15 protein-coding genes are annotated in these 14,766 nt (G+C 69.2%); 9 read left to right on the top strand and 6 right to left on the bottom strand.

Translation table 11 applies throughout. The features are described 5' to 3' along the window. The first annotated feature begins 23 nt into the window (after positions 1-23). The 3 genes from rhaS to rhaI are packed head-to-tail and all read left to right on the top strand — an operon-like array spanning position 24 to position 2,612. On the top strand, positions 24-1,100 hold the full coding sequence (rhaS, locus tag ACZ3I4_RS01645; protein WP_465379907.1) for a rhamnose ABC transporter substrate-binding protein: 1,077 nt from the start codon (positions 24-26) through the stop codon (positions 1,098-1,100). Between the two features lie 16 nt (positions 1,101-1,116). Next, positions 1,117-1,449, top strand: coding sequence for an L-rhamnose mutarotase (locus tag ACZ3I4_RS01640; protein ID WP_465379906.1), 333 nt, complete (start codon positions 1,117-1,119; stop codon positions 1,447-1,449). Then, on the top strand, positions 1,446-2,612 hold the full coding sequence (rhaI, locus tag ACZ3I4_RS01635) for an L-rhamnose isomerase (RefSeq protein WP_465379905.1): 1,167 nt from the start codon (positions 1,446-1,448) through the stop codon (positions 2,610-2,612). Before ACZ3I4_RS01640 ends, rhaI begins: the two co-directional genes overlap by 4 nt. A gap of 268 nt (positions 2,613-2,880) precedes the next feature. Here the strand turns inward: rhaI and ACZ3I4_RS01630 are convergent, their stop codons facing one another. The 3 genes from ACZ3I4_RS01630 to ACZ3I4_RS01620 all read right to left on the bottom strand — a co-directional run bounded on the left by ACZ3I4_RS01630 (position 2,881) and on the right by ACZ3I4_RS01620 (position 5,387). Further along, a complete protein-coding gene (locus ACZ3I4_RS01630; RefSeq protein WP_465379904.1) occupies positions 2,881-3,861 on the bottom strand; it encodes a zinc-binding dehydrogenase in 981 nt (326 codons plus the stop codon). A 79-nt stretch (positions 3,862-3,940) separates the two neighbouring features. Continuing rightward, positions 3,941-4,879: an RNA polymerase subunit sigma-70 gene (locus ACZ3I4_RS01625; protein WP_465379903.1), complete on the bottom strand. Its 939-nt coding sequence runs from the start codon at positions 4,877-4,879 to the stop codon at positions 3,941-3,943. A 4-nt stretch (positions 4,880-4,883) separates the two neighbouring features. Beyond that, positions 4,884-5,387 carry a metallophosphoesterase family protein gene (locus ACZ3I4_RS01620; RefSeq protein ID WP_465379902.1) on the bottom strand — a complete coding sequence of 168 codons (504 nt, stop codon included), beginning with the start codon at positions 5,385-5,387 and terminating at the stop codon, positions 4,884-4,886. 386 nt (positions 5,388-5,773) lie between these two features. On the opposite strand from ACZ3I4_RS01620, the gene ACZ3I4_RS01615 reads away from it, so the two are divergent. Beyond that, positions 5,774-8,005 carry a galactose-binding domain-containing protein gene (locus ACZ3I4_RS01615; protein ID WP_465379901.1) on the top strand — a complete coding sequence of 744 codons (2,232 nt, stop codon included), beginning with the start codon at positions 5,774-5,776 and terminating at the stop codon, positions 8,003-8,005. A 59-nt stretch (positions 8,006-8,064) separates the two neighbouring features. On the opposite strand, the gene ACZ3I4_RS01610 is transcribed toward ACZ3I4_RS01615, so the two are convergent. Next, positions 8,065-8,829, bottom strand: a complete 765-nt coding sequence (locus tag ACZ3I4_RS01610) for an alpha/beta fold hydrolase (protein WP_465379900.1) — start codon at positions 8,827-8,829, stop codon at positions 8,065-8,067. A gap of 57 nt (positions 8,830-8,886) precedes the next feature. Here ACZ3I4_RS01610 and ACZ3I4_RS01605 point away from each other — a divergent pair, with 57 nt between their 5' ends. Next, on the top strand, positions 8,887-9,534 hold the full coding sequence (locus tag ACZ3I4_RS01605) for a TetR/AcrR family transcriptional regulator (protein WP_465379899.1): 648 nt from the start codon (positions 8,887-8,889) through the stop codon (positions 9,532-9,534). Positions 9,535-9,553: 19 nt separating this feature from the next. Here ACZ3I4_RS01605 and ACZ3I4_RS01600 read toward each other — a convergent pair whose 3' ends face one another. Next, on the bottom strand, positions 9,554-10,528 hold the full coding sequence (locus tag ACZ3I4_RS01600) for a LacI family DNA-binding transcriptional regulator (protein WP_465379898.1): 975 nt from the start codon (positions 10,526-10,528) through the stop codon (positions 9,554-9,556). Positions 10,529-10,715: 187 nt separating this feature from the next. On the opposite strand from ACZ3I4_RS01600, the gene ACZ3I4_RS01595 reads away from it, so the two are divergent. Genes ACZ3I4_RS01595 through ACZ3I4_RS01585 form a run of 3 tightly spaced genes read left to right on the top strand, consistent with a single transcriptional unit; the run spans position 10,716 to position 13,619 of the window. Next, positions 10,716-11,765 carry a substrate-binding domain-containing protein gene (locus ACZ3I4_RS01595; RefSeq protein ID WP_465379897.1) on the top strand — a complete coding sequence of 350 codons (1,050 nt, stop codon included), beginning with the start codon at positions 10,716-10,718 and terminating at the stop codon, positions 11,763-11,765. A 1-nt stretch (position 11,766) separates the two neighbouring features. Beyond that, complete coding sequence (locus tag ACZ3I4_RS01590; RefSeq protein ID WP_465379896.1) at positions 11,767-12,789, top strand: ABC transporter permease; 1,023 nt, start codon at positions 11,767-11,769, stop codon at positions 12,787-12,789. Then, entirely contained in the window at positions 12,786-13,619 is an 834-nt protein-coding gene (locus ACZ3I4_RS01585; RefSeq protein WP_465379895.1) for an ATP-binding cassette domain-containing protein, read from the top strand. Before ACZ3I4_RS01590 ends, ACZ3I4_RS01585 begins: the two co-directional genes overlap by 4 nt. Positions 13,620-13,655: 36 nt before the next feature. Here the strand turns inward: ACZ3I4_RS01585 and ACZ3I4_RS01580 are convergent, their stop codons facing one another. Continuing rightward, positions 13,656-13,862, bottom strand: a complete 207-nt coding sequence (locus ACZ3I4_RS01580; protein ID WP_465379894.1) for a hypothetical protein — start codon at positions 13,860-13,862, stop codon at positions 13,656-13,658. Positions 13,863-13,959: 97 nt separating this feature from the next. Here ACZ3I4_RS01580 and ACZ3I4_RS01575 point away from each other — a divergent pair, with 97 nt between their 5' ends. Next, positions 13,960-14,763, top strand: a complete 804-nt coding sequence (locus ACZ3I4_RS01575) for an endonuclease/exonuclease/phosphatase family protein (RefSeq protein WP_465379893.1) — start codon at positions 13,960-13,962, stop codon at positions 14,761-14,763. The last annotated feature ends 3 nt before the right edge of the window (positions 14,764-14,766 follow it).

Here is a 14,766-nt window from a genome sequence, read left to right as displayed (position 1 = left end):
CTGAAGAGTGAATGGAGTACACAGTGCTTCGCTCCCCCCGGACACTACTGTCCGTTACTTCCGCCGCACTGCTTGTCGCTGGACTCACCGCCTGCGGCGGCACCACCAAAGACGACAACACCAACAGCGGTTCCGGTACGCAGGCCAGCGCGGCCGCCGATCCGAACGCGGCGACCAAGGAGGGCCTGAAGATCGCCTTCCTGCCGAAGCAGCTGAACAACCCGTACTCGGACGTCGAGACCGGCGGCGGCAAGGTGGCCGTGGGCGAGCTCAAGGGCGAGTACAAGCTGGTCGGCCCGAACGACGCGTCGGCCTCGTCGCAGGTGTCGTACATCAACACGCTGATCCAGCAGCAGCAGGACGTCATCGTGGTGGCGGCCAACGACCCGAACGCGGTCTGCCCGTCGCTCAACCAGGCCCGCGCCGCCAAGATCAAGGTCATCACGTTCGACTCGGACGCCTCCAAGGACTGCCGCGACGCGTTCATCAACCAGGCCACCACCCAGGGCATCGGCGAGTCCCTGGCCAAGATGGCGCTGGAGCAGGCCGGCAGCAACGGCGGTGAGATCGCCGTTCTCTCCGCCACCCCGAACGCCACGAACCAGAACTCGTGGATCGAGGTCATGAAGAAGGAACTGGAGAAGCCCGACTACGCCAAGCTGAAGCTGGTCAAGGTCGCGTACGGCAACGACGACGACCAGAAGAGCTTCCAGGAGGCTCAGGGCCTGCTGCAGTCGTACCCGAACCTGAAGGTCATCGTGGCCCCGACCACGGTCGGCATCGCGGCGGCGGCGCGCTACATCTCCTCGTCGAGCTACAAGGGCAAGGTCGCGGTGACCGGGCTGGGCCTGCCCAACCAGATGCGCGAGTACGTCAAGGACGGCACCGTCGCCAAGTTCGCGCTCTGGAACCCGGCCGACATCGGCTACCTGGCCGCGTTCGCCGGGGCGGCCATGGCCTCCGGCCAGATCACCGGGGCCGAGGGCGAGAAGTTCAAGGCGGGCAAGCTCGGCGAATACACGATCGGCGCGGACGGCGAGATCGTGCTCGGCCCGCCGACCGAATTCACCAAGGGAAACATCGACCAGTTCAACTTCTAGAAGGTCGTACGAGAAAATGCGCTATTGCTTCTCCCTTCAGGTCCGCCCCGAGCGGATGGCGGAGTACGTGGAGCGGCACCAGGCCGTGTGGCCCGAGATGCAGGACGCACTCCGGGCCACCGGCTGGCGCAACTACTCCCTTTTTCTCCGCACCGACGGCCTGCTGATCGGCTACGTCGAGGCGGACGATCTCGAGGCGTCCCAGGCGGCAATGGCGGCGCTGGACGTCAACACCAGGTGGCAGTCGGAAATGGCGGAATTCTTCGCCGGTGGCGGGCCCAACGACAAGAGGTTCCCGTTGCTCACCGAGGTGTTCCACCTTTCCGAGGATTCTTTGGAGACCCCATGACCGACCTCGCCGCCGTCAAGCGCGCCCTGACGGCACAGCGCATCGAGACCCCGTCGTGGGCCTACGCCAACTCGGGAACCCGCTTCAAGGTCTTCACCCAGCCGGGGGTGCCGCGCAACCCCGAGGAGAAGATCGCCGACGCGGCCACGGTGCACCGGTTCACCGGCGTCGCCCCCGTGGTGGCGCTGCACATCCCGTGGGACAAGGTGGACGACTATGCGGCCCTGACCGCGTACGCCCGGGACCTGGGTGTGGAAATCGGCGCGATCAACACGAATGTCTTCCAGGACGACGACTACAAGCTGGGCTCGGTCACCAACCCCGACGCCCGCATCCGGCGCAAGGCCACCGATCACCTGCTCGAGGCGATCGACATCATGGGCCAGACCGGTTCGCGGGACCTCAAGCTGTGGTTCTCCGACGGCATCAATTACCCCGGCCAGGACGACCTGCGCGACCGCCAGGACAGGCTGGCCGCGGCGCTGCGGGAGGCGTACGACCGGCTGACCGGCGACCAGCGCATGCTGCTCGAATACAAGCTGTTCGAGCCGGCCTTCTACGCCACCGACGTGCCCGACTGGGGAACGTCGTACGCGCACTGCCTGGAACTGGGCGAACGGGCCACGGTCTGCATCGACACCGGCCACCATGCCCCCAGCACGAACATCGAGTTCATCGTCGCGTTCCTGCTCCGCCAGAAGAAGCTGGGCGCCTTCGACTTCAACAGCCGCTTCTACGCCGACGACGACCTGATGGTCGGCGCCGCCGACCCGTTCCAGCTGTTCCGCATCATGTACGAGATCGTCCGCGGCGGCGCCCTGGATCCGGCTTACGGGATCGCTTTCATGCTCGACCAGTGCCACAACATCGAGCGCAAAATTCCGGCCATCATCCGCTCGGTCATGAACGTCCAGGAGGCCACCGCGAAGGCCTTGCTGGTCGACCGCGAGGCCCTGAAGAAGGCCCAGCTCGAGGGCGACGTCCTGGAGGCGAACGCGGTCTTCATGGACGCCTACAACACCGACGTACGCCCCTTGCTGGCCGAGGTCCGAGCCGACGCGGGCCTCGACCCGAACCCGATCGCGGCCTACCGCGCCAGCGGCTACGACGAGAAAATCATCGCCGAACGGGTAGGCGGAACCCAGGCCGGCTGGGGCGCCTGACCCCCAACCGAGCAGCGCGACCTTCCGGCCCCGTCGGCCCAGCCAGACCGACGGGGCCGCGCCTGTCTTCACGCTTTGGCGGTACGTCACCTCGCGTACGTGGAAGGCCGCCGGGGACGGATGGAAGGCGGGCCGCCTTGCTGATGCCGGTGGCACCGAGATGGTTGGGCAGGCGGTCCAGTTGCTCGGTGTCGTCGGCGCGCCGGTCTTCGGCGTGCTCGCTGCTCGAGCCGCGTATGCCGGAGCCCGACAGCGAGCGTGAGACGGCCTATGGCAGCAGGGCCAGCTTGCCGACCGTTCTGCGGGCTTCCAGGTCGGTCAGGGCCTGCGAGCCGTCGGCGAGCGGATAGGTAGTAGGGCGGCCCGGGCGGAGCACTCCGGCCGCCAGCAGGCCGAACATTTCCTGCATGACGCCGCCGAACAAGTGCGGCGCGGAACGGGCCAGGATGCCGATGTTGAGGCCGATGAGGTGGACCTGGTGTTTGTAGACCAGGTCCCAGTTGGTGGCCGCGGCTTTCCCGCCCGCCAGGCCGTAGACGACGACCCGGCCGGTGACTCGCCGGGTCGCGGCCAGGCTGGCTTCGAGGGTGGGGCCGCCGACCGACTCCAGCACCAGATCGGCGCCCACGCCTGCGGTCAAACGCAGGACCTCGCGGGCGATGTCGCCGGCGCGGGAGTCGATGACGTGGTCGGCGCCGAGGGCCCGCACCAGCTCGTGTTTGGCCGGTGCGGCGGCCGCGATCACGGTCGCGCCGTAGTGCTTGGCCATGGTGACCGCGGCCTGCCCGGTGGCGCCGGCCGCCGCGTGGATGAGCACGGTCTGACCCGCGACCAGGTTGCCCAGCGGCTTCAGCGCGGCCAGGGCGGTCGGCCAGCTCACGACCAGGCCCAGCGCCTGCTGGTCGGTCCAGCCCGCGGGCACCCGTACGGCCGTGGCCGCGGGCAGCACCATGTGTTCGGCGAAGGCGCCGCCGCCGATGCCGGCTCCGATGACGTGGGTTCCGGGCTCGAGTCCGGTCACGCCCTCGCCGACGGCGGTGATCTCACCGGCGGCTTCGATGCCGGCCAGGTACGGCGGCTGCGGGCCTCCGGCGAAGGTGCCGCGGGCTTGGGAGATGTCGACGAAGTTGACCCCGGCCGCGGTCACCCGCAACTGAACCTCGCCCGGGCCGGGGTCCGGCACGGGTGCGTCGGTGATCAGGCGTAGATCCTGCGGGCCGTTCCAAGACGTCTGCTCCAGAGCGCGCATGGTGAGTTCCTCGGGTCGACGTTGGTGGGCTGCCTGCCCCTCAACCAGGAAGACCCGGCGCTCCGGGAAAAGGAATCGATCAGGCGTACGCGGAGATCAGGGCCGGGTCGCCGAAGGAGGAGATCCGGCGGATGCCTGCGTCGGTGACCGTGAGGACGCAGATGCCGTACGGCCGATGGAGGCCCTGCGGGTCACGGAGGTGGACCAGGGCGGCCGGCTGCCCGTTGGCGCGCGTGGCCGACATGCGCCAGTCCCCGGGTGAACCCAGGAGGTGGTCGCGCAGGAAGGGCAGGCAGACGGAGCGGCCGGCGAACCAGGTGCGCAGCGGCGTCGCCTCCAGGACGGCGTCCTGCACCAGGAGCTGCTCCAAGGCGGCGGCGTCGGCGTTCTGGAACGCCTCGATGTATTGGTCGAGCAGTTCGCGGGCCCGCGGCGAGGTCGGCTCGAGGATCTGCGTGTCGGCCAGGGCCAGTTCCTCGAGCCGCGCCCGGGCCCGCTGCAGCGCGCTCTTGACCGAGGCGGTCGTGGTGCCGAGAAGGCCGGCGACCTCGGCGGCGCGGAAGGCCAGCACATCGCGCAGGATCAGCACCGCACGCTGCCGGGGCGGCAGGAACTGCAGGCTGGCCACGAAGGCCAGGCGCACCCCGGCCCGCGCCGCCACCACGGCCGCGGGATCGGCCGAGTCGCCTAGGACCAGCGCGTCCGGCACGGGTTCCAGCCAGGTGACGTCACGGCCGGCCTCTTCCAGCTCGGCGTCCGGGTCCTGCTGCGGGCCGGAGAGACCGGACGGCAGCACTCGCCGCCTCTGTCCGGCCAGCTCGGTCAGGCATCTGTTCGTCGCTATCTGATAGAGCCACGTCCGTACGGAGGAACGCCCTTGAAATCCGTCGTAGGAGCGCCAGGCCCGCAGGTAGGTCTCCTGGACCATGTCTTCGGCGTCCTGGACCGAGCCCAGCATGCGGTAGCAGTGGGCGAACAGCTCGCGCCGGAAGGGCTCGGCGGCTTCGACGAAGTCCACGACGTCAAGGGCGCGGCGGGAGGTTGTGCAGGGTTACGCCGGTCAGGTGGCCGTCGTGGATTTCGGCTGTCTGGTAGGTGCAGAACGGCTGGCGTCGGCGGTCGGTGGGTGAGCCGGGGTTGAGCAGGCGCAGACCCGAGGCCGCGGTCGTGTCCCAGGGGATGTGGGAGTGGCCGAAGACGAGCAGGTCGACGTCGGGAAAGCGGGTCGCGCATCGCTCGGTGCGGCCGGTGGACTGGCCCGTCTCGTGGATCACCGCCAGCCGCAGGCCGTCCAGGTCGGCGTACGCGATCTCGGGCAGGCGGGACCGCACGGCCGGACCGTCGTTGTTGCCGTAGCAGGCGATCAGGCGGGACGCGCGCGCCTCCAGCCGGTCGAGCGTGGCCTCGTCGACCCAGTCACCGGCGTGGATCACCACGTCGGCCGCGTCGATCGCCGCCCACAGCGGGGCCGGCAGGTCGCGTGCCCGCTTGGGCAGGTGGGTGTCGCTCGTGAGTACCAGTCGCACCCGTACAGCCTAGGAAACAAATTCCGGGGAAGCGCTTTCCGGCCCGTACGGGAGCAAGATCGTCCGAATTGGTGGGTCTGCGAGTTTTACCGGGTCGCGCCGGAACCGGTTCCGAGCTCTCGGTTATTGGACCCCCGGGCGGACGAAAGGGCAATCGGCGTACGGGGTTGACCTGGATCTTTGCCCGAAAGCGCAGAGGAGCTTGGCGGATCTTCATGTCGGGCACAAGTCCGCCCAGGTTCCGGAACCGTGTTCATCTATGGACAGCCGATGAACGCGTCCTTAGCGTCGGTTCCGGGGGAGCGCTCTCCAATCACCCCGAGGAGAGTCCGGTCTTCCCTAGGGCGCAAGAGTCCCCCTTGCGCATCCCCGCCCAAGGAGAAGCAATGACCATCCCCGTCTCCTCCGCACCCGAGCGGAGACGCTCCCCCTGGCGATTGGCCGCGGTAAGCGGCCTGATCGCCACCGTCGTCGCGGGTTACGCCGCGGCCACCGCAGGCGGCGCGAGTGCCGCGGAAACCCTGCTCTCGCAGGGCAAACCGGCCACCGCGTCCTCGACCGAGGCGGCCGGCGCCTACGCCGCGTCCGAGGCCGTCGACGGCAATACCGGCACCCGCTGGGCGTCGGCGTTCAGCGACCCGCAGTGGCTGCAGGTCGATCTGGGCAGCTCGCAGCAGATCACCCGCGTCGAGCTGAACTGGGAGACGGCCGCGGCCAAGGCCTTCCAGATCCAGGTCTCGGACAACGCGAGCTCGTGGACCAACGTCTACTCGACCACGACGGCGACCGGCGGCAACCAGAACCTGACGGTCAACGGCACCGGCCGGTACGTGCGGATGTACGGCACCCAGCGCACCACCGGCTACGGCTACTCGCTGTGGGAGTTCAAGGTCTTCGGCGGCACCACGACCACACCCCCGACCACGCCGCCGCCGACCACCCCACCGCCGACCGGAGACCCGATCCCGGGTGGCGGCAGCCTCGGCACGAACGTGGTCGTTTTCGACCCGTCGATGTCGAGCGCCAGCATCCAGGCGCGGGCCGACCAGATCTTCGCGCAGCAGGAGACCGCGCAGTTCGGCACCGGGCGTTACGTGCTGGCGTTCCGGCCGGGCACCTACAACAACCTGAACATCCAGGTCGGCTTCTACACCTCGATCGTCGGCCTCGGGCAGAACCCGCAGGACGTGCGGATCAACGGTGACATCACGGTCGACGCCGGCTGGTTCCAGGGCAACGCGACCCAGAACTTCTGGCGCAGCACCGAGAACGTGTCGGTCTACCCGGTGAACGGCACCAACCGCTGGGCCGTCTCGCAGGCCGCCCCGTTCCGCCGCATGGACATCCACGGCAACCTCAACCTCGCCCCCAACGGGTACGGGTGGGCGTCCGGCGGTTACATCTCGGACTCCCGGATCAGCGGCAGCGAGGGTCAGTACTCGCAGCAGCAGTGGTTCACCCGCGACAGCCAGATCGGCTCGAACACCAACGCGGTGTGGAACCAGACCTTCGTCGGCGTGCAGGGCGCTCCCGCGGCCAGCTACCCGAACCCGCCGTACACGGTCATCGGGCAGACCCCGGTGATCCGCGAGAAGCCGTACCTCTACCAGAGCGGCAGCGACTACGCGGTCTTCGTGCCGAACCTGCGCACCAACACCTCCGGCGCGACCTGGGTCAACGGCAACACCCCGGGCTCGTCGATTCCGCTCAGCCAGTTCTACGTGGCCAAGCCGGGTGACACCGCCGCGCGGATCAACCAGGCGCTCGCGCAGGGCCTGAACCTGATCTTCCAGCCCGGCATCTACCACATCAACCAGACGATCAACGTGAACCGGGCGAACACCGTGGTGCTCGGCCTCGGCTACGCGACGATCATCCCGGACAACGGCGTCACCGCGATGCAGGTGGCCGATGTGGACGGCGTCAAGGTGGCCGGCCTGCTCTTCGACGCGGGCACCACCAACTCGCCCAACCTGCTGGTCATGGGTCAGTCCGGTTCCTCGGCCAACCACGCCGCCAACCCGAGCACCGTCCAGGACGTGTTCTTCCGGATCGGTGGCTACATCGCCGGCAAGGCCACCAACAGCCTGCTGGTCAACAGCAACAACGTCATCATCGACCACATCTGGGCATGGCGGGCCGACCATGGCAACGCCGGCACCTACGGCTGGACGATCAACACGGCCGACAGCGGCCTGATCGTCAACGGCAACAACGTGACGGCGTACGGGCTGTTCGTCGAGCACTACCAGAAGACCGAGGTGCTCTGGAACGGCAACGGCGGCCGCACCTACTTCCTGCAGAACGAGCAGCCGTACGATCCGCCGTCCAACGCCGCGTGGCGCAGCGACGGGGTGCTCGGCTACCCGGCGTACAAGGTGGCGGACAGCGTTCAGACCCACGAGGCGTGGGCGATGGGCAGCTACGCCTTCTTCCAGAACAACCCGGCCGTGCACTCGGCCAACGGTTTCCAGGCTCCGACCCACGGCGGCGTGAAGTTCCACAACATCTTCACGATCTCCCTGGCCAGCGGCACGATCGACCACGTCGTCAACAACATCGGCGCCCCGGCTCAGGCCAGCAACGTGGTGCCGTCCACGGTCACCAACTTCCCGTAACCGTCCACACTGAACGCAGCGGCGCCGCGGGCTCGTCCCGCGGCGCCGTCTTTCTGTTCTCAGCAGTCCACGGGCGTCGCCCAGCCGGCCAGAATCCGCGGTTCGCGCCGGTAGACTTCATGATCGAAGGCGCCCGGGACGCGTACGGGCTCCCGGCCGATCTGCTTGGCCAGGCGCTCGGCGATCTCCAGGTGCAGCGGGTCGGGCGCCTCGCTCACGGCGATCGTCACCAGGTCGGCCGGCAGGTCGCCGGGCTCGAACGCGCGCCGGGTGAGCAGCCGGGCGTCGTCCCGGATCGCCGCCTCGGCGTTGACGAGGGAGGCTTGGACCTCCGGCGAGGCGAGATCGGCGTGGCCCTCCGACAGCACGGTCAGCGCCACCCGCCAGGCGGCGGCCCAGTCGTCCGGGTGCTCGACCAGGTAGGCCTCGATGGGTTCCATGATCGCGGCGTGCATCTGGTCGGCGCCGGGCAGCATGCCGAGCGCGGCCGGCTCCCAGGCGATCGCCTCGCGCAGCAGTCCGGGATGCCGGGCCGCCAGCGCGAGCGCCACCACCCCGCCCGAACTGAAGCCCAGCACGGTGACCGGGGCCAGACGCAGATGCCGGATCAGGTCGGCGGCGTCGTCGGCGTGCTGGTCGCCACGGTCGCTCGCCCAGCCCGCGTCGCGGTTGCGCCCGGTGCCCCGGCGGTCGTACGAGATGACCCGGAAACCCCGCTCAGCCAGCGCACTCGCCTGCGGCCCGAGCATGCCCGCGTCCTCGGCGCCGCCATGTATCAGCAGCATGGCGGGGCCGGTGCCGATGTCGTGATACTGCAACACCATCACTGATCTCCTTTTCGCTTGACTCTCTCTATATTGAATATCGGGTACGGTAAGTCAATGTCTCGCGAGCGTCGGCCATACGACTCGTCCGGCCGGCAGGCCCAGGCCGAGCTCCTGCGGGCCCGCGTGCTCGAGGTCGCCCGCCGGCTCTTCGTCGAGCAGGGTTTCGCCCGTACGTCCGTCGCGCAGATCGCCCGCGAGGCCGGGGTCTCGGCTCCGACCGTCTTCGCCGGCTTCCGGTCGAAGGTCAACCTGCTCAAGCTCGCGGTCGACTCGGCGATCGTCGGCGACGAAGAGCCGGTGCCGCTGGCCGCCCGTCCCGTGATGGGTCGCGTGCGCGAGGCGGCGACCTTCGCCGAGTTCGCCGACCGGCTGGCCGACGCGTTCGCCGAGGTGGCGGCGCGGGCGGCGCCGATCGCCCTGGTCGCCTACGCGGCCGCCGACGCCGACGCCGAGATCGCCCGGCTGGCCGCCACGCTCGACGAGCAGCGCCTGACCGGCGCGGAGCGGCTCGCCTCGCTCGCGGCCGACCGGCTGGGAGTCAGCGATCCCGCCGAGATCCGCCGCATGCGCGACACGATCTGGACGCTCAACTCCGTCCACCAGTGGGACCTGCTGGTACGCCGGCTCGGCAACCAGCCCGACGTCTATCGCGCGTGGATGGCCGCCGCCCTCCGGGCGCTGCTCCCTCCCGCCGCGCCCTGATCCCCGGCTCCGGCGCGGGTCACAGCTCGCCTGAGCCGCGCACGATCAGCGTCGTGGGGATGCGGATCTCGCGCGGCGGGCCGGCGTAGCCGTCGATGCGTTCGAAGAGGGCCAGCGCCGCCGTTTCGCCCATCCGGGACGGGTCCTGGGCGACCACGGTGACCGGCGGGTCGAGCAGGTCGGCCAGGGGGAAGTCGTCAAAGCCGACCAGGGCCACCTCATGCTGCCGGCCGAGACGCCGCAAGGCCCGTACGGCTCCGATCGTCACCGCGCTCTGCGAGGTGAACAGGGCCGTCGGCGGATGGGGGCCGCGCAGCATCGCTACGGCGGCGGCGCACGCGGCGGTCGGATCGTGCAGATCGTGCACCGCGGGGCCGGCGAGAGCGCCCAGCGCCCGCTGGTAGCCGGTGTGCCGGTCGCGTGCGGTGGACAACCGCCGGCTGCCGCCGAGGAAGCCGATCCGGCGGTGGCCGCGGGCGATCAGATGGCGTACGGCCCCGGCCGCTCCTGAGACGTTGGTCGAGACCACCAGGTCACCGGCGGCGCCCGTGGGAGCGCGATCGACGAAGACGACCGGCATGCCCGGGAGGTCGAGCTCGGCTCCGCTCGGGGCCAGGATCAGCCCGTCGGTCTGGCGCTCGGCAAAGGCCGCGGCCAGCTCCTTCTCCCGTACGGGATCCCGGTCGAGGCTGCCGGTGAGCACGTGGATGCCGCGGGCGCGGGCCTGGTCCTCGACGGCCCGGTGCAGCGCGGCCGAGAACGGGTGCGAGACGTCGTCGAGCAGCACACCGATCGTCCGGGTGCGCCGGTCGTTGCGACGCAGCATGCTCGCGCCGAGGTGCGGGCGGTAGTCGAGCGATTCGACCGCCGCGCGCACCCGGGCGGCCAGGTCGGGAGCGACCGTGGTTTCGCCGTTGACCACCCGGGACACCGTTTTGAGGCTCACCCCGGCGGTGCGCGCCACGTCGTTCATGGTCGGCCGATGGTCCGCCATAAATACACCTCCGTCGATGTTGATCACTGTCCGCAACATCTTGGAAACTCATTGTTGACACGGGGTCAGGCCGGGCGTCTACTGCGAGACAACGTTGTCTTGAATATCGACAGTCTTTAGCCGACCCGGGTGGCGGTGGGGGCGGTCGGATGGGCGGCAGAAGAAGCTAAATCGGTTTGGAGGAGACATGCGCGATCCCACCATGTCCCGAGCAGGAAGGCTGCTGGCGACCGGCTGCGTGGTGACCCTCGTGCTCGGCACGGCCGCCGCCTGCAACCGGGGCAACGGCGAGGACGTGGTCGGTCTGATCACCAAGACCGACACCAACCCGTTCTTCGTCCAGATGAGAAAGGGCGCCCAGGGCGCGGCCCAGCAACAGGGCGTCGAACTGCAGAGCTTCGCCGGCAAACAGGACGGCGACAACGAGGCCCAGGTCCAGGCGATCGAGAACCTGATGTCGTTCGGCGCCAAAGGCTTCCTGATCACCCCGAACGACTCGAAGGCGATCGTCCCCTCCATCGACAAGGCGCACGAGCTCGACATGCTCGTCATCGCGCTGGACACGCCCGTCGACCCGCCCAACGCGGCCGACGCCACCTTCGCCACCGACAACTACCAGGCCGGCAAGCTGATCGGGCAGTGGGCCAAGGCGAAGTTCGAGAAGGACGGCAAGGACGCGAAGATCGCGATGCTCGACCTCAACGCCAACCAGGTCTCGGTCGACGTCAAACGTGATCAGGGCTTCCTCGACGGCTTCGGCATCGACGTGGGCGACCCCGACCGGATCGGCGACGAGAACGACCCGCGCATCGCCGGCCACGACGTCACCGACGGCGCCGAGGACGGCGGGCGTACGGCGATGGAGAACCTGCTGCAGAAGGACTCGTCGATCAACCTGGTCTACACGATCAACGAGCCCGCGGCGGCCGGCGCCTACCTGGCACTGCAGGCGGCCGGCAAGGAGAAGGACACCGTCATCGTCTCGATCGACGGCGGCTGCCCGGGGGTCGACAACGTGTCCAAGGGGATCATCGGGGCCACCTCGATGCAGTTCCCGCTCAAGATGGCGCAGCTGGGCGTCGACGCCATCGCGGCGTACGCCAAGGACGGCACCCGGCCCGAGACGACGCCGGGCAAGGACTTCTACGACACCGGAACCCAACTGATCACCGACGACCCGCAGGCCGGCGTGGAGGCCAAGGACTCCACGTGGGGCAAGCAGAACTGCTGGGGTTGACATGGCCACCGACACGACCGCTCCCGCCGACTTCGACGTGCGCAAGGACGACTCGCTCGGCCTGCGCATCCAGCACCTGTTGCACTCCAACCCCGTACTGGGGCCGCTGGCCGTGCTCATCGTGGCGATCATCGCGTTCTCGATCGTCAACGGCCGCTTCCTGACCGCGACCAACCTCTCACTCGTCCTTCAGCAGGTCACGGTCATCGCCGTGCTCGCCCTCGGGCAGACGCTGATCATCCTGACCGCGGGCATCGACCTGTCCGCGGGCGCGATCGCGGTGTTCTCGTCGATTCTGATGGCCGAGTTCTGCACCAAGGTCGGCATGCCCGGCGTCATCGCGCTGCTGGTCGGGTTCGCCTGCGGCACGGCGATGGGCGCGATCAACGGCTTCCTGGTGACGCGGATAAAACTGCCACCCTTCATCGTCACGCTGGGCACGCTGACCATCTTCTTCTCGCTCAATTCGGTGGTGAGCAACAGCGAGACCGTACGGGGAACCGACATGCCCGGCCTGATGACATGGACCGGGGACTCCATCCCGATCGGCAACTTCCGTCTCACGTACGGGTCGATCATCATGCTGTTGCTCTTCGCGTTCTTCTTCTACGCGCTCGGCAATACCGCGTGGGGCAAACATGTCTACGCCACCGGTGACGACAGCGAGGCCGCACGGCTGGCCGGCATCCAGACCAACCGGGTGCTGTTCTCGGTCTACACCGTGGCCGGCCTGCTCTACGCGGTCGGCGGCTGGATCCTCATCGGCCGGCTCGCCTCGGCCAGCCCCAACGTGGGTGTCGAATACAACCTCGACTCGATCACCGCGGTCGTGCTCGGCGGCACCAGCCTCTTCGGCGGCCGGGGCAGCGTCATCGGCACCCTGATCGGCGCGCTCATCGTCGGCGTGTTCCGCAACGGCCTGCAGCTGGGCGGCGTGGAAGTGGTCTGGCAGGGCTTCGCCATCGGCCTGCTGGTGCTGATCGCGGTCTCCCTCGACCAGTGGATCAGGAAGGTGAAGGCATGACCTCCGAGGGCCGGCACGCAGTTCCCCAGGCCACGCCCGAGTCTCCGCCGACCACCGACCGCACCCCGGTGCTGCAGGCGAAAGGCCTGACCAAGCGGTACGGGCGGGTCGTCGCGATCAACGGCAGCGATCTCGAGCTGTACCCCGGCGAGATCCTCGCGGTCATCGGCGACAACGGCGCCGGCAAGTCCAGTCTGATCAAGGCCCTGTCCGGCGCGCTCGTCCCCGACGAGGGCGAGATCTTCCTCGACGGGCGGCCGGTCCGATTCCGTACGCCCATGGACGCGCGCTCGGCCGGCATCGAAACCGTGTATCAGACCCTCGCGGTCGCGCCCGGCCTGGACATCGCCGACAACCTGTTCCTGGGCCGGGAGCAACGCAAACCCGGCCCGCTCGGTTCGGTGTTCCGGATGCTCGACCGCGGGCACATGCGCTCGGAGGCCAAGCGGCACATGAGCGAGCTGGGCGTGGCCACGCTGCAGAACATCGGCCAGGCCGTCGAGTCGCTCTCCGGCGGTCAGCGGCAGGCCGTGGCGGTGGCCCGGTCGGCCGCGTTCGGCAGCAAGGTGGTGATCCTCGACGAGCCGACCGCGGCGCTCGGCGTCAAGGAGGGCAACCGGGTGCTCCAGCTGATCCGCGACGTACGCGACCGCGGTCTGCCTGTCATCCTGATCAGCCACAACATGCCGCACGTGTTCGAGGTTGCCGACCGCATCCACATCCAGCGGCTGGGCCGCCGGGCCACGGTCATCAGCCCGAAGTCCCATTCGATGAGCGAGGCGGTGGCCATCATGACCGGCGCCGCCGAGCCCCCACCGCACACGGCCTGACCTCTGCACGGCCGGCGCCCGTTCCGCGGGCGCCGGCTACTTCTTCTTCTTGCCCTTCTTGTCGTCACCGAACATCGCGCCGAGCATGGCGCTGTCGCGCTCGTTGGCGCTCTTCGGCTCCCGGACGGCAACCTTCCAGAAGACCGCCACGATCACGACCATCCAGGCCCACCAGGGAATCCCCGATTCCGGCCCGAAAAGTGCGCTCGTCACGGTCGACGCGGTGTCGAGGTACTGATCCATCCGTGGCTCCTCGTTCGCTTCGCTTGGCTTCGTCAAAAGGTCGGCCCCTTGAATCGGCCACCGGGCGCGCCGGCTTAGCACTTCGTAGAGTCAGTTCATGCGCGTGACAACATGGAACGTGTGGTGGCGCTTCGGCGGAGCCTGGCGCGAACGCGAACCGGCCATCGCCGCCGTGCTGCGAGACCTGCAACCGGACGTCGTCGGGCTCGTCGAGACCTGGCCCGGTCAGCCCCGCCTGCTCGCCGACCACCTGGGCGGCTTCGCCTCGGCCTGGGCGCCGACCTCGCTGCCGCCCGCCCCCGACCCGCCCGAGGAGCCCTCACAGGCCGGCATCGAGGTCGGCCTCGGCCTGATCAGCCGCTGGCCGTTGCTGGCGACCGAGATCCACGACCTTCCCCATCCCGTACGCCCGGGGCCGCCACCCACGGCCCTGCTGGCCACCCTCGACCACCCCCGCGGGCCGCTGCACGTGATCGTCACGTGCCTCGAGTGGGAGCCGGAATACGCGCGCGACCAGCTGGCCCAGAGCACGGCGGTGGCCGCACTGGCCACCGACCCCCGCCTCGACGGCGACCTGCCCGTCCTGGTGATCGGCGACCTGAACGCCGACGTCACCCAGCCCGGCCTGACACCGTTGCTCACCGCCCTGACCGACGTGTGGCCGCTGGCCGGCGGCGACCCGGATGCGGTGACCCTCAGCTCGGCCGTCCCCGAAGCCCCGCTCGAGGTCACCCACCTGATCGACCGCCGGATCGACCACATCTTGGCCCGCCCGGGCCGCCCGGGCGGGTCACTGAGCGCCCGGCGGGCCTTCGTCGCCGGAGACCACCCGGTCGACGGTCGCTATCCGTCCGACCACTTCGCGGTCGTGGCCGACCTCGTGGAGGGCGTCGAACCGTAAGCC

The organism is Actinoplanes sp. NPDC021490 (genome assembly GCF_055562135.1).
Note: the sequence above shows the minus strand (reverse complement) of the source record. Positions and strands in the feature narration are given on the sequence as shown.